The sequence below is a fragment of the Roseovarius roseus genome (genome assembly GCF_043355935.2).
Lineage (GTDB): Bacteria > Pseudomonadota > Alphaproteobacteria > Rhodobacterales > Rhodobacteraceae > Roseovarius > Roseovarius roseus.
Genome location: NZ_JBHFPE020000002.1, coordinates 260,394 through 280,388, shown reverse-complemented (window position 1 = coordinate 280,388; position 19,995 = coordinate 260,394). Strand labels below are relative to the sequence as shown.

The following is a 19,995-nucleotide window of genomic DNA, read 5'->3' as shown; positions in this document are numbered from 1 at the left end:
CCGCCCGTCTTCATCTTGATTCAAATACTCCCGCGCGGAGCGCGTCCGCCGCGGGCCGGAGGGCCTAGCCTATGAACTTCTTGTAGGCGGCCTCGTCCATCATGTCGTCCAGCTGGCTCATGTCTTCGGTCTTCATCTTGAAGAACCAGCCATCGCCGATGGCATCCTCGTTCACCGTGCTGGGCGAGTCGGTCAGTGCCTCGTTCACTTCGACGATCTCGCCGTCGATGGGGGCCAGGATATCGCTGGCGGCCTTGACGCTCTCGATCACGACGACCTCGTCATCCTTGACCACTTCCTTGCCCACCTCGGGCAGCTCGACAAAAACGATGTCGCCCAGTTGCTCGGCCGCGTGCTCGGTGATGCCGACGACGATCATATCATCCTCGACGCGCAGCCATTCGTGTTCTTCCGTGTATTTCATGCCTGATATCTCCCTTGGGTGTTAGCGTTCATGCGTGTCAGCGTTTGAAATTCGCAGGTGTGAAAGGCAGCGCGGTCACGGTCGCGGCCATGCGCTTGCCCCGGACCTCGCCATAGACGGTCGTGCCGAGTGCCGCCAGATCGTTGGGCACATAGCCCATCGACATCGGTGCCTCTATGGTCGGCCCGAACGCGCCCGAGGTGACGGTGCCGATGGCATCTTCACTCGTCTCGTCTGCAAAAAGCACGGTGCCCTCGCGCATCGGCGCGCGTCCCTCGGGACGAAGGCCCACGCGCCGCCGCTCGGCGCCCGAGGCCATTTGCGGCAGGATCACATCCGCGCCGGGAAAGCCACCCGCCCGATCGCCGCCCATGCGGCGCACTTTCTGGATGGCCCAGCCCAGATTGGCCTCGACCGGCGTGGTCCCGGCATCAATGTCATGGCCATAGAGGCACAGCCCCGCCTCCAGCCGCAGACTGTCCCGTGCGCCAAGGCCTATGGGCGCGACCGCGTCATGCTCCAACAGGGCGCGCGCAAACGCCTCGGCGCGGTCTTCCTGCACCGAAATCTCGTAGCCGTCCTCGCCGGTGTAACCCGAACGCGAAAGCCACAGATCGCCCCAGTCCGACGGCAGCACGGCAATATCCATGAACCGCATCTCGGCGGCGCCGGGCACCAGCCCCTCCAGCACGGCCTCCGCCTTGGGCCCCTGCAGCGCCAGCAGCGCTCGGTCCGTCACGGGCAGGACGTCACAGCCGGGCATGCCCGCCGTCATGCGCTTAATATCGGCCTCCTTGCAGGCCGCATTGACGACGACGAACAGCTCTTCGTCGCGATGCGCCAGCATCAGATCGTCCTCGATCCCGCCAAGCTCATTGGTGAACATCGCATAGCGCTGACGCCCTTCGGGCAGCCCGGCCACGTCGACGGGTACCAGCGCCTCCATCGCTGCGGCCACCTCGGCGTAGCCACCTGGCGCGCGGATGATGACCTGGCCCATGTGACTGACATCGAACAGACCCGCCTCGGCGCGGCAATGCAGATGCTCCTTCATCACGCCCATGGGGTATTGCACGGGCATCTCGTAGCCCGCGAACGGCACCATCTTGGCCCCCAGCTCGTGATGCAGCGCGTTCAGCACCGTTACCTTCAAGTCGATCATACCGGCCCTCCCATCATGGCTGCCGGGTCGATCTGGAATCAACTGCGGCATCGCAACGGCGCATTTGCCCTATGCAGGCTGCGCCACGATGCCCCCTCTGTCCTTTGGCCTGAGATCGCTATCCCTTCGGCGCCCTTGCCCGGGGTGCCCCCCGAACGCGGATCTCTCCAGAGTCTGTCGATTGAAAAGGTCCTGTCGCCTGAGAGTTTCCGGGGCGGTTGCTCCTTCGGCACTGGCTCACACCAGTTCTCCCAATCCAATCAAGGTAGACGGTAGTATACCACCCGCGCAGCGGCAAGAGGAATTGCGCCGCCAGGTTGCGCCGGGCCGCGCCTTGCGGCACAACCCAATCATCCGATCAACGTTGAAAGGCCCCGATGACCGCCCCTTCGCACGCCTATTTCTTTGGCTATGGCAGCCTCGTGAACCGCGACACGCACAGCTTCAAGGACGCGCATCCGGCCCAGCTGAAGGGTTGGCGGCGGGTCTGGCGGCCCACCAACCTGCGCGAGGTCGCGTTCCTGTCGGTCGTGCCGGACGAGGAGTGCTGGATCCACGGCCTCATCGCGCCGGTCCCCGATGACGACTGGCATGCGCTGGATATTCGCGAGGGCGCGTATGACCGCGTGCCCGCCGCGCATATGGTCGAGCATCCCCTGCCCCATGCACCGCAGATCGCCGTTTATGCGGTGCCGGGTACGCATTATGACGACAGCCCGCAGGGACATCATATCTTGCTGAGTTATATCGACGTTGTCGTGCAAGGCTATCTGCGCGAATTCGGCGCGGAGGGTGCACAGCATTTCTTTGACACGACCGGCGGCTGGAATGTCGACGTGCTGGATGACCGCGCCGATCCGCACTACCCGCGCGCCTGCCGCCTCGGCAAAGCCGAGGCGGAGGTCGTCGATGAGGCGCTTGCCCGGCTGCCCGTACGCATCTGCCGCGCCTAACCGCGCGCGCGGATGACCTGCAAGAGCGGCAGAACCTGCGCCATTTCCGGCCCGTGCGCCTGACCCGTCAGCGCCTTGCGCAGCGGCATGAAGAGGGCCTTGCCCTTGCGCCCGGTCTCTTCCTTGACGGCGGTCGTCCAGGTGCCCCAGCTGGTCTCGTCCAGCGGACCTTCGGGCAGCAGGGTCATCGCCGTGGCGATGAACTCGGCATCCCCATCGTCGATCGCCGGCTCGGCCCCGTCGCGGAACATCGCCCACCAGGCATCCAGATCGCCCAGCGTGGTGATATTGTCGCGCGTCACCTGCCAGAAAAGCGGCGCGATATCCTCCGGCACGCCCAGCTTGGCAATGCGGTCCTTGACCGAGGCATAGTCGAGCCCTTGCAGGTAATGCGCGGTCAGAGGGTAGAGGTCATTCACGTCAAACTTCGTCGGAGCGGAGCCAAAGCGTGAGATGTCGAAGCCCTCGAGCAAGCTTTCCATGTCGGTGCGCAGCTCCACGGGATCAGCCGAGCCCAGACGCGCCATCAGGCTGAGCAGCGCGGCCGGCTGGATGCCCGCCGCACGCAGATCGCGCAAGCTGAGCGTGCCGAGGCGTTTCGACAGCGATTCGCCCTGCGGACCCGTCAAAAGCGAGTGATGGGCAAAGTTCGGCACGTACCCGCCCAGCGCCTCGATGATCTGGATCTGGGTCGCCGTGTTGGTGACGTGGTCCGAGCCGCGCACGATGTCCGTCACGCCCATCTCGGTATCGTCCACGACAGAAGCCAGCGTATAGAGCACCTGCCCGTCGCCGCGGATCAGAACCGGATCGCTGACCGAGGCGGCGTCGATGCTGATATCGCCAAGGATGCCATCAGCCCACTCGATCCGCTCCTGATCCAGCTTGAAACGCCAGACGCCGGGGCCACGCTCGGCGCGCAGGCGGTCCTTTTCGGCCTCGTCCAGGTTGAGCGCCGCGCGGTCATAGACCGGCGGGCGGCCCATGTTCAGCTGCTTCTTGCGCTTGAGGTCCAGCTCGGTCGGGGTCTCGAACGCCTCGTAGAAACGGTCCATCGCGCGCAGTTTACCCGCCGCCTCGTGATAGCGGTCCAGCCGCTCGGACTGCCGCTCGATGCGGTCCCAGGTCAGGCCCAGCCATTCGAGGTCGTATTTCAGACCGTCGACATACTCCTCTTTCGAGCGCACGGGATCGGTATCGTCGATGCGCAGGATGAAGGTGCCGCCCGCCTTGCGCGCGATGAGCCAGTTCATCAGCGCAGTGCGCAGATTGCCGACATGGATATAGCCGGTGGGCGATGGTGCGAAACGGGTGATAGTCATGGGCGGCGCTCCTTGGGTGGCGCAGGATGTGTCACAGGGCGCGCCGCTTGTCCAGAATGACGCCCGCCTCAATCCCTGCGGCGCACCATCAGCTGATTGCCTTCGCGGCGCGTCTCCAGCACCTTCATCGCCGCGATGAGATCGCTCAGCTTCTTGTGGCCGTAGCTGCGCGTGTCGAAATCGGGATTGGCCGTGGTGATCTGTTGGCCGAGGCGGCCCAGCGCATACCAGTCGCTGTCCTGATCGATGCTGTCCATCGCCTTGAACAGCAGATCGCGCGCCTCGTTGATATTCTGCCCGGTCGGTTTGCTGGGCGCATCATCAGGCGCGCCGCCGAGGTTTTCCAGATAGATGAACCGCTTGCACGCCTGGCGAAACGCTTCGGGCGTCTTTTTCGCGCCGATGCCGAACACGTCCAGCCCCTGCTCGCGGATCCGGGATGCCAGCCGGGTAAAATCGCTGTCAGAGGAAACAAGAACAAAGCCGTCGAAGCGGCCCGAATGCATCAGGTCCATCGCGTCGATGACCAGCGCAATGTCGCTCGCGTTCTTGCCCACGGTATTGGCGGGCTGGTGGTGCGGCACGAGGCCGAATTCGGCCTGCACCTTGTTCCAGCCGGTCATCTGCTGCGACGAAAAATCGCCATAGCAGCGGCGCACCGAGGCCTCGCCTATACCGGCGATCTCGTCGAAAATCGCCTTGGTCCAGCGGGGCGAGGTGTTGTCGGCGTCGATGAGGACGGCCAGAAGAGGGGTGCTTTCAGGCATAGGGGAACTCCTTTGCGCCCTTCATGCCCTATTGGCACGCATGGGGAAAGGCGTACCGCTTCCCTTGTCCGCAGGTCTTTCCGGCTATCCCCGCAGGGAGGCCAGGATTTCCTGGGCGAGGGCGGCGACTTCGCGCGCAGCCGGCCCCTTGGGCGCCGCGTCCTGCACGCCCTGGCCGCGGCCCAGCGTCTCGGCATAAGCGATGCGGTTGGCCAGGGTGCCCTGCGCCAGATCGGCATCGACCTTGGCCGCCTCTTCGGCGATCTCGGCGCCCAGCCGGGTGCCTGCCCGCGTCCGGTTCAGCACCAGCATCGCCGAGGTGCCCGCCCGGCGCGCAAGGTCCAGCACGCTTTCTGTGGCCCAAAGATCGACGTGGCTGGTCGCAACCGGGACCAGTACCAGCGCCGCCTTGCGCAGCGCAGGGCGCAGATCGCTATCGGCCTTGGGCGGGGTATCTACCAGAACGAAATCATAGGCATCCGCCAGTTTGCCCGCCTCATAATCCACACCCCAGGCCGAGGAGGTGGAAAATTCCATCCCCGGATCGTCCATCAGCTCGCGGCGCGCCATGAACCATCGGCCAAGGCTGCCCTGCGGGTCCGTGTCGATCAGCGCGACCTTGTGCCCGCGCGCCGCCAGATCCACCGCCAGATTCGCCGTCAGGGTGGTTTTGCCGCTGCCGCCCTTTTGCTGGGCCACCGTAATTACCGTACCGGTCATCGCCGCCTCCACAATCAAGTGCTGCGCCGCAGCGTGACACAGATACCGGTGAATAGCACTAGGGCAAATGCCGCAGTGCCGCCAGGCTGGCACTCCGAACAGAGTGGGGCTGGAAATGGCGGCGGCGCGCGGTTACTTTTGCGCCGAGGCATCAGGGCGAGGCGATGATGACAACGAGACGGGCAATGATCGCAGGACTGGGCGCGACCGGACTGCTGGCCGCATGCAGCACACCTGACGCGCGCGTCGGAACGCAAAACAGCGCCGAGGGGTTGGCCGAGGCGATCCTGGCACTGGGACCTGATGTTGATCCTGCCGAGGCGACGCGCGCTGCGCGGCTCGCCTATGCCACATCGGCTGATCTGGCGCGGGAATACGAAATCGTCGATCCCCCGCTGATCCATAACACCAAGGTCAATCTGGGGATCAAGGAGCGCGGTCTGTGTTATCACTGGGCGCGCGACATCCAGACCCGCATGACCGCCGCGCGCTTTGCCACGCTGCAATTCACCGGTCTGGTCGCCAATGCCGAGAACCCCTTTCTGCTGGAGCATTCCACGGCGGTCGTGATCCCGCGTGGCGGCGACTGGCGCAAGGGCATCGTGCTGGACCCGTGGCGCACGGGCGGCATTTTGCATTGGGACCATGTTCGCGACGATACCAAATACAATTGGAAGGCGCGCGCGGACGTGCCGGTGCGCAAGCGCGGCGCGGGCGTCACACTGGCCCGCGCCGACGGCTGACGCTCAGTCCGCCTTGCCGATCTTGTCCTGCGTTTGCGTATCGAAATCGCTGGCATCGTGGCGCTCGTGCAGCTGCATCTCGGGCTCGCCGAAATTGCGGTTGACCTTGCGGCCCCGCTGAACGGCCGCCCTTGCGTCGATCGACTTGGCCCAGCGCTGAACATGCTCATAGCTTTCGACGTCCAGAAACGTGCCCGCATCGCCATAGGTGCGCCCCAGCGCCAGCTGGCCATACCAGGGCCAGATCGCCATGTCAGCGATGCTGTAGGCGTCGCCCGCGATATGCTCACGCTCGGCCAGTTGGCGGTCCAGCACGTCCAGCTGGCGCTTGGTCTCCATCGCGAAACGGTTGATCGGGTATTCGTATTTCTCGGGCGCGTAGGCGTAGAAATGGCCAAAGCCGCCGCCCAGATAGGGCGCGCTGCCCATCTGCCAGAATAGCCAGTTGAGCACCTCGGTCCGCGTGGCGCCCGAGGCAGGCAGAAAGGCGCCGTATTTCTCGGCCAGATGCAGCAGGATCGAACCACTCTCGAAGACGCGCACCGGCGTCTCGCGCGAGCGGTCGAGCAGTGCCGGGATCTTGGAGTTCGGATTGATCTCGACAAAGCCGCTGCCGAACTGGTCACCGTCGCCGATATCGATCAGCCAGGCGTCGTATTGCGCATCATGGCCGGCCTCGAGCAGCTCCTCGAACATCACCGTCACCTTGACGCCATTGGGTGTGGCCAGTGAGTAAAGCTGGAACGGATGCTTGCCCACGGGCAGGTCTTTGTCGTGCGTCGCGCCCGCGATCGGGCGGTTTGTGCTGGCGAACTTGCCGCCGCTCTCGGCATCCCATGTCCAGACGCGTGGCGGGGTGTAGGTATCGTCGGCCATCTAGCGGCTCCTTGTCAGATTATGCGTTGGCGGGAAACTATGCCTTTCGGCGCTCGGCACAAGGGATTTGCCGCGCACAAGGGCTGTGCGATGGGGTGTTGACTAACGCAAAAGGGCGGCCCGGTCAGGCCGCCCTTGTCATTTTGTCGAGCGATTTCAGCAGGTCAATACACCACCACGCTGCGGATGCTCTCACCCGCGTGCATCATCTCGAAGCCCTTGTTGATCTCTTCCAGCTTGAGGATGTGGGTGATCATCGGGTCGATCTCGATCTTGCCTTCCATGTACCAGTCGACGATTTTCGGCACATCCGTGCGGCCCCGTGCCCCACCAAAGGCCGTGCCTTTCCAGGTGCGACCCGTGACCAGCTGGAAGGGGCGCGTGGCGATTTCCGCGCCCGCAGGGGCCACGCCGATGATGACGCTCTCGCCCCAGCCTTTGTGCGCGGCCTCGAGCGCTGTGCGCATCACGCCGACATTGCCGGTGGCATCGAAGGTATAGTCGCCGCCGCCCTTGGTCAGCTCGACCAGATGGCCGACCAGATCACCCTTCACCTCGTTCGGATTGACGAAATCGGTCATGCCGAAATGCTTGGCCATCTCGACCTTCTGCGGGTCGATATCGACGCCGACGATCTGGCTGGCGCCCGCCATGCGCAGACCCTGGATCACGTTCAGGCCGATCCCGCCAAGGCCAAAGACGATGGCCCGGCTGCCGATCTCGACCTTGGCAGTGTTGATGACCGCTCCGATGCCGGTGGTCACGCCGCAGCCGATATAGCAGATCTTGTCGAACGGCGCGTCCTTGCGGACCTTGGCCAGCGCGATCTCGGGCAGGACGGTATGGTTCGAGAAGGTCGAGCAGCCCATGTAATGCAGGATTGGCGTGCCATCGAGCATCGAGAAACGCGAGGTCCCGTCGGGCATGACGCCCTGCCCCTGCGTCGTGCGGATCGACTGGCAGAGGTTGGTCTTGGGGTTCAGGCAATATTCGCATTCGCGGCATTCGGGCGTGTAGAGCGGGATGACGTGATCACCCACTTCCAGCGAGGTAACGCCCTCGCCCACCTCTACGACGACGCCCGCGCCCTCATGGCCGAGGATCGCGGGGAACGCGCCCTCGGGGTCCGCGCCCGAAAGGGTGAAGTCATCGGTGTGGCACAGGCCCGTCGCCTTGATTTCCACCAGGACCTCGCCCTTTTTTGGGCCATCAAGGTTCACTTCCATGATTTCCATCGGTTTTCCGGCCTCGAGGGCCACGGCGGCTGTGGTGCGCATGATCGGGATCCTTGCTATGTCATTCGTATTTGGCCGGAGTTTGAGGGAAATGGCCGGGCGTTTCAATGCCGCAAACTCCGCCGGTGCATCGCGGGCCTTGAAACCTGCGCGCGGCTGGGCGACGCTGGCGGCGCAACCCAAGGAGTGTGCCCATGCCCCGCCGTCTCATCCCGACCGCCCTCATCCTGCCTGCCGCGCTGGCGCTGGCCGCCTGCGGTGGCGGCGCCCCCGGCGGAGGGCAGCGCGGCGCGCAGCCAGTGTTTACCCCCGCCGCATCGGACAGCTGCGGCGCGTCGGCCTATTCCGACCGGATCGGCAAGGATCACAAGGCCTATGATTTCAGCGCAGCCGGGCGCCCGGTGCGCATCGTCGGACCGGATATGGCGATGACGATGGATTACAATCCCGAGCGTTTGAACGTCGATATCGACGGGCGCGGGCGCATCACGCGCATCTGGTGCGGATGATCGGCTGATCGAGCGCATCGGCAGACCCGGGCGCGCGCCTGCCCGGCACCTTCGGAGCTGTTGGGGCGACATCGTGCGACTCGACTCCGGTTTTTCCTCGCTATATTCACTGGAACAAATAGCGAACAAATTACTGCCATGCCCGCTCGCCGAATCCTCTCTGTCTGGTTTCCCCGCCTCGGGGCCGACCGCCTGCTGCGCCGCCTCGGCGATCTGCACGGCGCGCCTTTTGCCGTTCTGGAGGAGACCGGGCAAATGCAGGTCATCTCGTCCCTTTGCCCACTGGCGACGGCGGCGGGGCTGCGCGTGGGCCAGCCGGCGCGCGATGCGCATGCGATGTGCGCGGGACTGATCACGCGGGTGCAGAACCCCCATGCCGAGGCCGCGTTTCTGAATGCGCTGACCCGGTGGGCCGGGCGCTACAGCCCCTGGGTCGCCGCGCAACCGCCCGATGCGCTGATGCTGGACGTGACCGGCTGCACGCATCTGTTCGGCGGCGAGGCCGCGCTGATCGAAACCCTCACGCAAGACGCAGCCGATCTAGGCACCCATGCCGAATGCGGTCTGGCCGACACCCCCGGCGCGGCCTGGGCGCTGGCGCGCTATGCGGGGCGCGGCGTGGTGCACGAGCGCTCAGGCGATGCAATCGACCAGGAGGCGCGCGCGACCCGGTCCCGCGCCGCCAAGCGCCGCCATTGGGAGCGAGGAGGCACCGCCCCCGGCACAAGCGCCCAAGGCAGCGCCCCCCGCATTGCCGCGCCCGGCCAGACGCGGCAGGCGCTGGCCCCCCTGCCCGTCACCGCCCTGCGCCTCGATGGCGATACCGCCGCGGCCCTCGCCCGCCTCGGCCTGCGCCGCATCGGGGATCTGACCGGACAGCCGCGCGGCCCGCTGGCGCGGCGTTTTGGCAAGGGGCTGCTGATGCGCATGGACCAGGCCTTGGGCGCCGTGCCCGAGCCTGTCTCGCCCCATGCCGCGCCGCCGCGTTTCGCCACGCGGCTAAGCCTGCCGGACCCGATCGGGCTGCGCGAGGATCTCGAGGCAGCGCTGGGGCGCCTCATCCCGCGCCTGTGCGAGATGCTGCGCGCCAAGGGGCAAGGCGCGCGCGCCATCCGGCTGGAGGCCTATCGCTGTGACGGCACGGCGGGCTGGGTGCAGATCGGCCTCGCCCGCCCTGCCGATCAGCCGGATCGCATCACCCCCCTCCTGGCGATTAAGCTGGACGATCTGGACGCGGGCTATGGCATCGACATCCTGCGGCTGGAGGCGACGCAGGTCGAGCCGATCTATGCAGCCCGCCCCGCCGGGCATCTGGATGCGGGCCGCGCCGCGCAACAAAGAGCGGGCCGCGACACCGCGCTCGAAGATCTAATCGGGCGCATCGGCGCGCGCGTGGGCCTCGATGCCATCACGCGGCGGCATCCGGCCAGCAGCCATATCCCCGAAAAATGCGCCACGGTGCAGCCCGCCGCCTGGTCACAGCCCGCGCCCGAGGGCGCTTGGCCCCCGCCGCCGGGCCCGCGCCCCCTGCTTCTCTGGCGTCCCGAGCTGGTGACCGCGCCGGACGTGCCCCGTCCGCCTGCGAAATTTCGCTGGCGCGGTCAGGTTCACGCGCTGGCCGAGGCAACGGGCCCCGAGCGCATCGCGCCCGAATGGTGGCTGGACGATCCCGAATGGCGCAGCGGCGTGCGCGATTATTGGCAGGTGATCACCGCGGGGGGCGCGCGGCTGTGGCTCTTTTACGCGCATGGCGCGGCGCTGAGTTCTGGCTGGTTCTGTCAGGGCCAATTCGCATGAGAGGGGCTTAAGGCTTGATCTGGCGCGATTTCAGCGCAACTCTGATCTTATGAGCTACCAATCGCCCTCTCCGACATTCGCCGCGCCTGACCAGGTCGCCTTTCACCGCACCGAGCTGGGCGTGATCCTGTCCCTTTACGGACGCATGGTGGCGGCGGGCGAATGGCGCGATTATGGCATTTCCAGCTTACGGGACGTGGCGGTTTTCTCGGTCTTTCGCCGCACGGCCGAGCATCCGCTTTACCGCATCGAAAAGCGCCCCAAACTGCGCGGCAAGCAGGGACAATACGCGGTGATAGGCATGGATGGCCAGATTCTGAAACGCGGCGCGGATCTGCGGCAAGTGCTGCGCGTGCTGGAGCGCAAGCTGATCCGCGCGGTGGAATAACCCGGAAAGGGGAGAGCATGAGCCTTGAGACCTACCTGCTCTATCTCGCCGCCGTTGCCGTGTTCTTTGCTACGCCGCCCGATACCAGCCAGCTTCTGATCATTTCGAACGCCATCCGCCACGGGCTCCGCCGCAGCCTTTGGACCGTTTTCGGCGATCTTTCCGCCAACGCGATCCAGATGACCGCCGCTGCCTTCGGCCTTGCCGCGATCATCGCCACATCGGCCACGGCCTTCGCTCTCATCAAGTGGCTGGGCGTTGCCTATCTCGCGTGGATCGGACTGCAACTGATCCTGTCGAAAGGTGGCACGCAGGAGGCGAGACCTGCGCAGAACAGCGCCGTGCGCCTATACCGCCAAGGCTTCCTGACCTCGATGGCCAACCCCTTTGCCGTGGTATTCTTCGGCGCGCTTTTCCCGCAATTCATCGACCCCGCCGCGCCGGTCCTGCCACAGCTGGCGATCCTTGGCGCGACCTATCTTGTGGTCGATGGCACGATCCTCGTGCTTTGGGGCTGGCTGGGCGCGCGAGCGGCGGGCGCGCTGCGGGGCGCACGCTTTGGCCTTGTGAACAAGATCTGCGGCGCGCTGATGCTGGCGGGTGCGGCGCTGCTGGCGCTCAAGGACATGCGCCCTGCGCGCTAGGCGCTACTGCCGCCAGTCGAAGAACCCCGGCCCCGCTTCGCGCAGCATATCCTCGGCCATCGCGCGGCCCAGATCAGCGCCGTCCGCTATGGGCGCGCTTCGCGCATCCTTGATCGACTGCGAGCCATCGGGGCGCAACACCTCGCCGCGCAGATGCAGCATGTCGCCATCCAGCTCAGCCAGACCGGCGATGGGCGTCTCGCAGGACCCATCAAGTGCGGCCAGAAACGCGCGCTCGGCGGCAAGGCGCTGGCCCGTTTCCTCGTGATGGATGGCGCTCAGCATTTCCGCCGCGCGGCTGTCATCCGCGCGCCGCTCGATCCCGATGGCGCCCTGCGCGATGGCGGGAAGCATGACCGAAGGATCCAGCGCGCTTTGCGCCACATCCGTGCGCTCCAGCCGGTTCAGCCCAGCCATCGCAAGGAAAGTGCAGGCCGCGACGCCGTCCTCAAGCTTTTTCAGACGGGTCTGCACGTTGCCGCGAAACTCGACCACTTCCAGATGCGGATAGGCCACCAGCACCTGAGCGCGGCGCCGAAGCGAGGACGTGCCCACCTTGGACCCTTCGGGCAGATCCGCAAGTGTTGCATAGCCGGGCGAGACGAACCCGTCGCGCACATCCTCGCGCGGCAGGTAGGTATCCAGCAAAAGCCCATCGGGCTGGAGCGTCGGCATGTCCTTCATCGAGTGGACCGCGATGTCGATCTCGCCAGACAGCAGCGCCTCTTCAATCTCGCGGGTAAAGAGCCCCTTGCCGCCGATCTCTTTCAGCGGGCGGTCGATGATGCGGTCGCCGGTCGTCTTGATCACCACGATCTCGAACGCCTCGAAGGGCAGATCAAACGCGGCAGCAAGGCGCGCGCGGGTCTCGTTGGCCTGCGCAAGGGCAAGCGGCGAGCCGCGCGTGCCCAGTTTCATCGGGGCCATGGGTGTGGGCATTTGCAATGTCATGGGGGCGGTTTAATTGTGCAAGGGGCGCAGGGCAAGAGAGCGGATGCTTGACATTGCCGCGCCCGGCGGCGACGACCCGGACCCAAAGAAAAGGACGCATCATGGCCGAGACCAAGACCGACAAGACGATCCTGCGAAGCCTCGCGGGCGAAACCCTGCCCACGCCGCCCATCTGGATGATGCGCCAAGCGGGCCGCTACCTGCCCGAGTACAAGGCGACGCGGGCAGAGGCAGGGGATTTCCTGTCGCTCTGCTACAACCCCGATCTGGCCACCGAGGTGACGCTGCAACCGATCCGCCGCTATGGCTTTGACGCGGCGATCCTCTTTGCCGATATCCTCTTGGTGCCGCAGGCATTGGGTGCGGATCTGTGGTTCGTCACCGGCGAAGGCCCGCGCCTGTCGACCATCACCGGCGAGGCGGAACTGGCGCAGCTGCGACCGGTGGACGAGATTCACGAGACGCTGTCGCCGATATACCAGACGGTGCGCAACCTTGCCTCGGCCCTGCCGAAAGAGACGACGCTGATCGGCTTTGCCGGCGCGCCCTGGACCGTCGCCACCTACATGATCGCGGGCAAAGGCACCCCCGACCAAGGCCCGGCGCATGAGCTGAAGGGCACGCATCCGGCCGTTTTCGAGGCGCTGATCGACCGGATCACCGAGGCGACGATCGAGTACCTCTCGGCCCAGATCGACGCGGGCGCCGAAGTCGTCAAGATCTTCGACAGCTGGGCCGGGTCGCTGAAAGGTCCCGATTTCGATCGCTACGCGCTGGAGCCCACCAAGCAGATCATCGCGGAGCTGAAAAAGCGGCATCCCGGCATCCCGATCATCGCCTTCCCGCGTCAGGCCGGCGAGAAATACATCGGCTTTCACGCCGCGACCGGCGCCGATTGCGTCGCGGTGGACGATAGCGTCAGTGCCGAATGGGTGGCTGAGCATGTGCAGCCCGGCGGCTGCGTGCAGGGCAACCTCGCTTCGCGCCACATGGTCACCGGCGGCGACGATCTGGTGCACGAGACGCGAGCCATCGTCGAGGCGCTGCGGGGCGGGCCGCATATCTTCAACCTCGGGCACGGCATCACGCCCGATGCGGACCCGGCGAACGTGCAGCTGATGATCGACACGGTGAGAAGCGCCTGATCACTTGCGTTTGCGCAATTTCTTCGGCGTTTTCGAGTGAAAGGTCGGCGGGCGTTTGCGGACCCATGCGACGAATTTGGCCAGCCTGGGGTGCGCGCGCAGCGCCTCGGGCGTGTTATACTCGCGCGCCAGCTCGGCCTCACTGAGGGTCGCGTGGATCTCGTTATGACAGATCTGATGCACCAGCACGACAGGCCCGCCCTTGCCGCCCTTCAGCTTGGGTGTCAGGTGATGCAGGCTCTGCTTGGCGTCCGCCGGGATCGGGCGCTGGCAGATGGGGCATATGGGGGTGGCGGCGTCTATCGCTTGCTCCTGTGGCGGCTACGGTCCAAGAGAGTGGCGCAGCGCCGCGCGGAGGCAAGAGCATGACATCTGAAAATGCACCCGATGCGCTGGTGATCGGCGCTGGCCCCGCCGGGCTGATGGCCGCCGAAGCGCTGGCCAGTGCGGGCCATTCGGTGATCGTGGCCGAGGCCAAGCCCTCGCCCGCGCGCAAATTCCTGATGGCTGGAAAATCGGGCCTCAACCTGACGAAAGCCGAGGGGACGGAGGCATTTTTAGCCGCCTATGGCTCGGGCGCCGTCCCCCTTGGCGATACCTTGCGCGCCTTCGGTCCCGCGGCCGTCCAGAATTGGGCGCGCGGGCTGGGCCAGCCGCTATTCACCGGCACCACGGGCCGCGTCTTTCCCGACGCAATGAAAGCCTCGCCCCTTCTGCGCGCGTGGCTCGCGCGGCTCGACGGGATGGGTGTGCGGATCATGCGGCGCTGGCGCTGGCAGGGCTGGGATGGGGACGCGGTGCTGGTCGAGACGCCGGAGGGGCTGCGGCACCTGACGCCCCGCGCCACCGTGCTGGCCTGCGGCGGGGCCAGCTGGGCGCGGCTCGGCTCGGACGGCGCATGGGCCGCGTATCTGCTGGACAAGGTGGCGCCGTTCCAGCCCGCGAACATGGGTATTGCCGTGGATTGGTCGGCCCATATGGACCGGCACATGGGACACCCCGTCAAAGGGATCGCGCTGCGGGCCGAGAGCATGACCTCGCGCGGCGAGATCGTCATCAGCCGCGCCGGGATCGAGGGCGGCGGCATCTACGAGGTCTCGCGCGCCATGCGCAGCGGCGCGCCGCTGTTTCTGGATCTCATGCCGGATCTGACCGTCGAGGAGATCCGCCAGCGCCTTGCCCGCAAGCGCGGCAAGCAGAGCATGGCGAACCACCTGCGCAAAGCGCTGAAATGGACACCGGAGAAGCAGGCGCTGCTGATGGAATTCGCACGCCCCCTGCCCGATGAGGTAGCGCCCCTCATCAAGGCCCTGCCGGTCACGCATCAAGGCCCGCTGCCGATGGATCAGGCGATTTCAACGGCCGGTGGGCTGCGCTGGGATGCGCTGAATTCGGGCCTCATGCTGAAGGACCGCCCCGGCATCTTCGCCGCTGGAGAGATGCTGGATTGGGAGGCGCCGACGGGCGGCTACCTCATCACCGCCTGCCTTGCCACGGGCCTGCATGCGGGGCGAAGTGCGGCGGCCTGGCTGGATCGCTAGACCACCTTGCCTGCATCCATCCGCTTCAGAAAAGTCTCCGCTGTCTCCAGCACTTCGGCGCGGCGATCCGCATCCATCTTGTCCCAAGTGCGAAAAATCATGCCCATGCGGTGATTGCCCTCGAACCGCTGCCGGTGCCGATTGAGGAAGTGCCAGTAGAGCGTGTTGAAGGGGCATGATCCCTCGCCCGTCTTCTGCTTGACCGAATAGGCGCACCGGCCGCAGTAATCCGACATCTTGTTGATGTAATTGCCGGAACTGACGTAAGGTTTCGACGCGATGATGCCGCCATCGGCCCATTGACTCATCCCGATCACATTTGGCGCCTCGACCCATTCATAAGCGTCGACATAGACCGACAGGTACCATTCATGCACCTCGGCGGGGTCGATCCCGGCCAGAAGCGCGAAATTTCCCGTCACCATCAGGCGCTGGATGTGGTGGGCATAGCCCTCGTCCCTCGTCTGGCCGATAGCGGCCTTCATGCAGGCCATTTTTGTGTCGCCGCCCCAATACGTCCACGGCAGCTTGCGGTCGTGCCGCAGGATGTTGCGCGCGGTGTAATCCGGCCCCTCGCGAAAATAGATGCCGCGCATGTATTCGCGCCAACCGATGATCTGGCGGATATACCCCTCGGCGGCGTTGATCGGCACGTCGCCGTCCTGCCACGCCTGCTCTACACGCTGGCACACTTCAAGCGGCCCGAGCAGGCCGAGATTGATATAGGGCGAGAGGAGCGAGTGATTGAGGAACGGCTCGCCCGTCAGCATCGCGTCCTGATAATCGCCAAACCCCTCCAGCAGGTATTTCACGAAATGATCCAGCGCGCGCAGGGCCTGTCCGCGCGTGACGGCGAAGTTAAACGGGCGCAGCGCGCCAAAATTTTCGTCGAACCGGTGCTCGACCAGATCCAGCACCTCCTCTGTGATCTCGTCGGGCGTGAACTGCATCGGCGCGCTGCGCAGCATATCAGGCTGGGCCGGTTTGCGGTTGTCGTGGTCGTAATTCCACTTGCCGCCAGCGGGGTCATCCCCGTCCATCATCAGGCCCGTCTTGCGCCGCATCTCGCGATAGAAATACTCCATCCTGAGTTCTTTGCGACCCTCCGCCCAGTCGTTGAAACCATCCAGCGAGGCGATGAAGCGGTCGTCGGGCAACTGGCGCACCGTCAGCGGCATGTCGTCGAGCGCCTCAATCAAACGCCATTCGCCGGGGCGGGTCATAATCACCTCGCCTGCGCTATGCGCATCAGCGCGGCGTAGAAGCTCACCGGGGATCGAGCCGCTGTTATCCTTGTCGTCGAGTTTGGAATAGTCGAGCGTCCAACCATCCTCGCGAAGCGCGTCCGCAAAATGGCGCATCGCCGAGAGGACCAGCGCGATCTTCTTGGGGTGGTGCGGGACATACTCCGTCTCGTCCGTCACTTCGGCCATCACGACGACATCGCGCGCCTTATCGGCCTCGCGCAGCGCGGACAAACCTTCGCTCAGTTGGTCGCCCAGCACCAGGATCAGGCGCGGCGCTACCACTCGACGCGCTCGCCCTGCCAATCAAAGAAGAGGCCAGTGTCGTCAGGCCCCAGCCCTTCGAGCACGCTCAAGAGGTTATGCGCGGCCTCGCCCGGCGGGGTCGTCTTGTGACGGCCGGCGTATTTGGCAGTGAAATCCGTGGCCACGGTGCCGGGGTGCAGCGCAACGCAGATCGCCTCGGGGTGGGTGCGCTTCAGCTCGATCGCGGCGCCGTGGATCATCTGGTTTAGCGCGGCCTTGACTGTGCGGTAGGAATACCAGCCGCCGATCTGGTTGTCGCCAATGGACCCCACCCGCGCCGACAGCGCGGCAAAGCAGGACGGCCCCTTGCGCGGCAACATCGGCAGCGCATGTTTCATCACCAGCGACGGCCCGATGCAATTGACCGCGAACTGATCCGCCATCGCCTTGGCGCTCACGTCCTTCAGCGCCTTTTCCGGCTCGGCGCCGTCAATCTCAAGTGCGCCGGTGGCCACGAAGATCAACTGAAACTCGCCCTCGGCCTTCTTCATGCACTCCGCGACACTCGCCTCGTCCGTCACGTCGAGGCCATCCTCGCTGCGCGAAAGCGTTGTCACGTCGCTGCCGTTTTCCTTGAGACGCGCGGTGATCGCGCTGCCGATACCGCCCGAGGCGCCGATGATGAGGGATCTGTGTGTCATGGACCTGATGGTAGAAGCCGCGCCCGCGCCTTCAACGGCGCGCACGCAAAAAACCGCCTTTTCATCGCGGCGCGCTTTGCGTAACGTGGCGCCCATGACGATGACGCAGCATATCACGTCCCTCGCACATGGCCCCCGCCATGTGCTGGTTGCTGCGCGCCTGCTGCTAAGCCGCCTCTGAGCGTGCCGGTCCGGCGCGAGCGCTCAGGGGATGTGCCATAGCGCGCCGGAAATTTCACCCGGGTTAGCATCAGGACCGAAGACCATGCAAAAGATCAATCTTGCCGCCAAGCTGGCGCAAATCGGCACCCATTGGGACCCCAAGATTGTGGCCAGCTATAATGGCAACGACGTGATGGTCGTCAAATTTCAGGGCGAGTTTCCTTATCACAGCCATGCGGAGACGGATGATTTCTTTCTCGTCCTCGCGGGCGAGGTGGTGATGGATTTCGACGGCGCGGACAACGTGACCTTCGGCCCCGGCGAGATGCTGATCGTGCCTGCGGGGACGGTGCACCGCCCCCGCGCCGAGGCCGAGGCGCATGTCCTGCTGATCGAGCCCATGGGTGAGCCCAATACCGGAACCAGCGGCGCGCCTGCAGCCGCCAAAGACCACATTTGAGACGGAACAGAACCATGACAGATAGCACCAAAGACCGCGTCTACATCTTCGACACCACGCTGCGCGACGGCGAGCAAAGCCCCGGCGCAACCATGACCCATGCCGAGAAGCTGGAGATCGCGCAGCTGCTCGATGAGATGGGCGTCGATATCATCGAGGCGGGCTTTCCCATTGCCTCCGAGGGCGATTTCCGCGCCGTCAGCGAGATTGCCAAGCGCAGCAAGGACGCAGTGATCTGTGGGCTCGCGCGCGCCAACCTCAAGGATATCGACCGTTGCTGGGAGGCGGTTCGCCATGCGCGTCAGCCGCGCATCCATACCTTCATCGGCACCTCGCCCCTTCACCGCGCCATCCCAAACCTGACCCAGGACGAGATGGCCGAGCGCATCCACGAGACGGTGACCCACGCGCGCAACCTTTGCGACAACGTGCAATGGTCGCCGATGGACGCGACCCGGACCGAATGGGATTACCTGCGCCGCACCGTCGAGATTGCCATCAAGGCGGGCGCAACCACGGTCAATATCCCCGATACTGTCGGGTACACCGCCCCCGTCGAATCCGCCGACCTGATCCGTCGCCTGATCGCCGAGGTGCCGGGGGCCGATGAGATTATCTTTGCCACGCATTGCCACAACGATCTGGGCATGGCGACGGCCAATTCCCTTGCCGCCGTTGAGGGCGGCGCGCGGCAGATCGAATGCACGATCAACGGTCTGGGCGAGCGTGCGGGCAACACGGCGCTGGAAGAGGTCGTCATGGCGATGAAGGTGCGCGGCGATATCATGCCGTTCCAGACCGGCATCGACACGACCAAGATCATGAACATCTCGCGCCGCGTCGCCACGGTCAGCGGCTTTGCCGTGCAGTTCAACAAGGCGATCGTGGGCAAGAACGCCTTTGCGCACGAATCCGGCATCCATCAGGACGGGATGCTGAAAAACGCCGAAACCTTCGAGATCATGCGCCCCGCCGATGTCGGCCTTGCCGAGACGAATATCGTCATGGGCAAGCATTCGGGCCGCGCCGCGCTGCGCTCGAAGCTGAAGGATCTGGGCTATGAGTTGGCCGAAAACCAGCTGAACGACGTGTTCGTGCGGTTCAAGGAATTGGCCGACCGCAAGAAGGAGGTCTATGACGAGGATCTCATCGCGCTGGCCACCACCGAGGCCGCCGAGGATGAAAACCGCCTTGTCATTAAATCCCTGCGCGTCGTCTGCGGCACAGAAGGCCCGCAAAGCGCGGCGCTGACCATGGAGATCGACGGCGTCCCGCACAGCACGGAGGCCACCGGCGACGGGCCGGTCGATGCCAGCTTCAACGCGGTCAAGAACCTCTTTCCGCATGATGCGCGCCTGCAGCTTTACCAAGTGCATGCGGTGACCGAAGGCACCGACGCGCAGGCAACGGTCAGCGTGCGCATGGAAGAAGGTGGGCGTATCGTGACAGGGCAATCGGCGGATACCGACACCGTCGTCGCTTCGGCCAAGGCCTATGTCCACGCGCTGAGCCGTCTGATCGTGCGCCGCGAGAAGGCGGGCAAGGACACCCCCGAGGTCAGCTACAAGGATATCGGCTGACCCCTGCGCGACAAGATTTATCCATGAAAAATCTACCCAAGGGTTTTCGAAGAAACCCTTGGGGCCGCCTCAGGTGACGATCATGTACATCTTGCGCAGCTTTTCTGTGATCTCCCAGACCACGTGCTGACCCTTGGCGATGTAGAACGTATCGCCGGGGCCAAAGCTTTCGCGGCGCCCGTCCTCATGCGTCAGGGTCACGGCCCCCTCAACCACGGTCATCATCTCGTGCACCGGCCAAGCATCCACCACTTCGCGGCAGGGCGCGCAGTCCCACGTGCCCACGGATATGCTCTCATCCGGGGTCTCGAAATGGGTGTGGTTGCCTTCCGAGTGATCCTCGCTCGTAAAAGCTTCGGCGCCGGTCAGGGCCGAGGGCTGCATGGCGGGATCGGGATCGATGCGGAACGTCGGCTTGGTCATTG

General features: G+C 65.1%; 23 protein-coding genes and 1 riboswitch. Of the genes, 11 read left to right on the top strand and 12 right to left on the bottom strand.

The features are described 5' to 3' along the window. Positions 1–64: 64 nt before the first annotated feature. Positions 65–424: a glycine cleavage system protein GcvH gene (gene gcvH / locus ACEWPL_RS05270; protein WP_393933847.1), complete on the bottom strand. Its 360-nt coding sequence runs from the start codon at positions 422–424 to the stop codon at positions 65–67. A gap of 37 nt (positions 425–461) precedes the next feature. Then, positions 462–1,586, bottom strand: coding sequence for a glycine cleavage system aminomethyltransferase GcvT (gene gcvT, locus ACEWPL_RS05265; protein ID WP_393933844.1), 1,125 nt, complete (start codon positions 1,584–1,586; stop codon positions 462–464). Positions 1,587–1,763: 177 nt separating this feature from the next. Next, a riboswitch (glycine riboswitch) is annotated at positions 1,764–1,850 on the bottom strand. A 113-nt stretch (positions 1,851–1,963) separates the two neighbouring features. On the opposite strand from gcvT, the gene ACEWPL_RS05260 reads away from it, so the two are divergent. Beyond that, positions 1,964–2,539, top strand: coding sequence for a gamma-glutamylcyclotransferase family protein (locus ACEWPL_RS05260; protein ID WP_393933842.1), 576 nt, complete (start codon positions 1,964–1,966; stop codon positions 2,537–2,539). On the opposite strand, the gene gltX is transcribed toward ACEWPL_RS05260, so the two are convergent. The 3 genes from gltX to parA all read right to left on the bottom strand — a co-directional run bounded on the left by gltX (position 2,536) and on the right by parA (position 5,348). Further along, positions 2,536–3,861 carry a glutamate--tRNA ligase gene (gltX, locus tag ACEWPL_RS05255; RefSeq protein WP_393933840.1) on the bottom strand — a complete coding sequence of 442 codons (1,326 nt, stop codon included), beginning with the start codon at positions 3,859–3,861 and terminating at the stop codon, positions 2,536–2,538. The two genes, ACEWPL_RS05260 and gltX, sit on opposite strands and share 4 nt — an antisense overlap. Before the next feature lie 68 nt (positions 3,862–3,929). Then, positions 3,930–4,628: an NYN domain-containing protein gene (locus tag ACEWPL_RS05250; protein ID WP_393933838.1), complete on the bottom strand. Its 699-nt coding sequence runs from the start codon at positions 4,626–4,628 to the stop codon at positions 3,930–3,932. An 84-nt stretch (positions 4,629–4,712) separates the two neighbouring features. Beyond that, entirely contained in the window at positions 4,713–5,348 is a 636-nt protein-coding gene (gene parA / locus ACEWPL_RS05245) for a ParA family partition ATPase (protein ID WP_393933836.1), read from the bottom strand. 185 nt (positions 5,349–5,533) lie between these two features. On the opposite strand from parA, the gene ACEWPL_RS05240 reads away from it, so the two are divergent. Next, the gene (locus ACEWPL_RS05240; RefSeq protein WP_393933834.1) at positions 5,534–6,091 is read left to right on the top strand and encodes a hypothetical protein; all 558 of its coding nucleotides are present in this window, start codon (positions 5,534–5,536) and stop codon (positions 6,089–6,091) included. A gap of 3 nt (positions 6,092–6,094) precedes the next feature. Here ACEWPL_RS05240 and yghU read toward each other — a convergent pair whose 3' ends face one another. Further along, on the bottom strand, positions 6,095–6,967 hold the full coding sequence (yghU, locus tag ACEWPL_RS05235) for a glutathione-dependent disulfide-bond oxidoreductase (protein ID WP_393933831.1): 873 nt from the start codon (positions 6,965–6,967) through the stop codon (positions 6,095–6,097). 164 nt (positions 6,968–7,131) lie between these two features. Then, positions 7,132–8,244 carry an S-(hydroxymethyl)glutathione dehydrogenase/class III alcohol dehydrogenase gene (locus ACEWPL_RS05230; protein WP_393933829.1) on the bottom strand — a complete coding sequence of 371 codons (1,113 nt, stop codon included), beginning with the start codon at positions 8,242–8,244 and terminating at the stop codon, positions 7,132–7,134. Positions 8,245–8,396: 152 nt separating this feature from the next. Between ACEWPL_RS05230 and ACEWPL_RS05225 the strand changes: the two genes are divergently transcribed. The 4 genes from ACEWPL_RS05225 to ACEWPL_RS05210 all read left to right on the top strand — a co-directional run bounded on the left by ACEWPL_RS05225 (position 8,397) and on the right by ACEWPL_RS05210 (position 11,540). Next, entirely contained in the window at positions 8,397–8,711 is a 315-nt protein-coding gene (locus tag ACEWPL_RS05225; protein ID WP_393933827.1) for an I78 family peptidase inhibitor, read from the top strand. Positions 8,712–8,849: 138 nt separating this feature from the next. Then, a complete protein-coding gene (locus ACEWPL_RS05220; protein ID WP_393933824.1) occupies positions 8,850–10,508 on the top strand; it encodes a Y-family DNA polymerase in 1,659 nt (552 codons plus the stop codon). A 49-nt stretch (positions 10,509–10,557) separates the two neighbouring features. Then, positions 10,558–10,896 carry a DUF2794 domain-containing protein gene (locus ACEWPL_RS05215; protein ID WP_393933822.1) on the top strand — a complete coding sequence of 113 codons (339 nt, stop codon included), beginning with the start codon at positions 10,558–10,560 and terminating at the stop codon, positions 10,894–10,896. Between the two features lie 17 nt (positions 10,897–10,913). Then, positions 10,914–11,540 (top strand): LysE family translocator, encoded by a 627-nt coding sequence (locus ACEWPL_RS05210; protein WP_393933819.1) that lies wholly within the window; start codon positions 10,914–10,916, stop codon positions 11,538–11,540. A gap of 3 nt (positions 11,541–11,543) precedes the next feature. Here the strand turns inward: ACEWPL_RS05210 and hemC are convergent, their stop codons facing one another. Continuing rightward, a complete protein-coding gene (gene hemC / locus ACEWPL_RS05205; protein WP_393933817.1) occupies positions 11,544–12,491 on the bottom strand; it encodes a hydroxymethylbilane synthase in 948 nt (315 codons plus the stop codon). A gap of 101 nt (positions 12,492–12,592) precedes the next feature. On the opposite strand from hemC, the gene hemE reads away from it, so the two are divergent. Next, positions 12,593–13,636 carry a uroporphyrinogen decarboxylase gene (hemE, locus tag ACEWPL_RS05200; RefSeq protein WP_393933815.1) on the top strand — a complete coding sequence of 348 codons (1,044 nt, stop codon included), beginning with the start codon at positions 12,593–12,595 and terminating at the stop codon, positions 13,634–13,636. Here hemE and ACEWPL_RS05195 read toward each other — a convergent pair whose 3' ends face one another. Beyond that, complete coding sequence (locus ACEWPL_RS05195; protein ID WP_393934187.1) at positions 13,637–13,939, bottom strand: HNH endonuclease; 303 nt, start codon at positions 13,937–13,939, stop codon at positions 13,637–13,639. Between the two features lie 62 nt (positions 13,940–14,001). Here ACEWPL_RS05195 and ACEWPL_RS05190 point away from each other — a divergent pair, with 62 nt between their 5' ends. Further along, complete coding sequence (locus tag ACEWPL_RS05190) at positions 14,002–15,177, top strand: TIGR03862 family flavoprotein (protein ID WP_393933813.1); 1,176 nt, start codon at positions 14,002–14,004, stop codon at positions 15,175–15,177. Here the strand turns inward: ACEWPL_RS05190 and ACEWPL_RS05185 are convergent. Further along, complete coding sequence (locus ACEWPL_RS05185; RefSeq protein ID WP_393933810.1) at positions 15,174–16,706, bottom strand: cryptochrome/photolyase family protein; 1,533 nt, start codon at positions 16,704–16,706, stop codon at positions 15,174–15,176. The genes ACEWPL_RS05190 and ACEWPL_RS05185 overlap by 4 nt on opposite strands. Next, positions 16,700–17,368: an SDR family oxidoreductase gene (locus tag ACEWPL_RS05180; protein WP_393933808.1), complete on the bottom strand. Its 669-nt coding sequence runs from the start codon at positions 17,366–17,368 to the stop codon at positions 16,700–16,702. Before ACEWPL_RS05180 ends, ACEWPL_RS05185 begins: the two co-directional genes overlap by 7 nt. Here ACEWPL_RS05180 and ACEWPL_RS05175 point away from each other — a divergent pair. From ACEWPL_RS05175 to ACEWPL_RS05165, 3 genes are all read left to right on the top strand, one after another. After that, positions 17,367–17,549, top strand: coding sequence for a hypothetical protein (locus ACEWPL_RS05175; RefSeq protein WP_393933806.1), 183 nt, complete (start codon positions 17,367–17,369; stop codon positions 17,547–17,549). The two genes, ACEWPL_RS05180 and ACEWPL_RS05175, sit on opposite strands and share 2 nt — an antisense overlap. 84 nt (positions 17,550–17,633) lie before the next feature. Beyond that, complete coding sequence (locus ACEWPL_RS05170; protein ID WP_393933804.1) at positions 17,634–17,990, top strand: cupin domain-containing protein; 357 nt, start codon at positions 17,634–17,636, stop codon at positions 17,988–17,990. Positions 17,991–18,004: 14 nt separating this feature from the next. Then, positions 18,005–19,570 carry a 2-isopropylmalate synthase gene (locus ACEWPL_RS05165; RefSeq protein ID WP_393933802.1) on the top strand — a complete coding sequence of 522 codons (1,566 nt, stop codon included), beginning with the start codon at positions 18,005–18,007 and terminating at the stop codon, positions 19,568–19,570. Positions 19,571–19,639: 69 nt separating this feature from the next. Here the strand turns inward: ACEWPL_RS05165 and ACEWPL_RS05160 are convergent, their stop codons facing one another. Beyond that, a complete protein-coding gene (locus tag ACEWPL_RS05160) occupies positions 19,640–19,993 on the bottom strand; it encodes a cupin domain-containing protein (RefSeq protein ID WP_393933800.1) in 354 nt (117 codons plus the stop codon). Positions 19,994–19,995 lie beyond the last annotated feature (2 nt).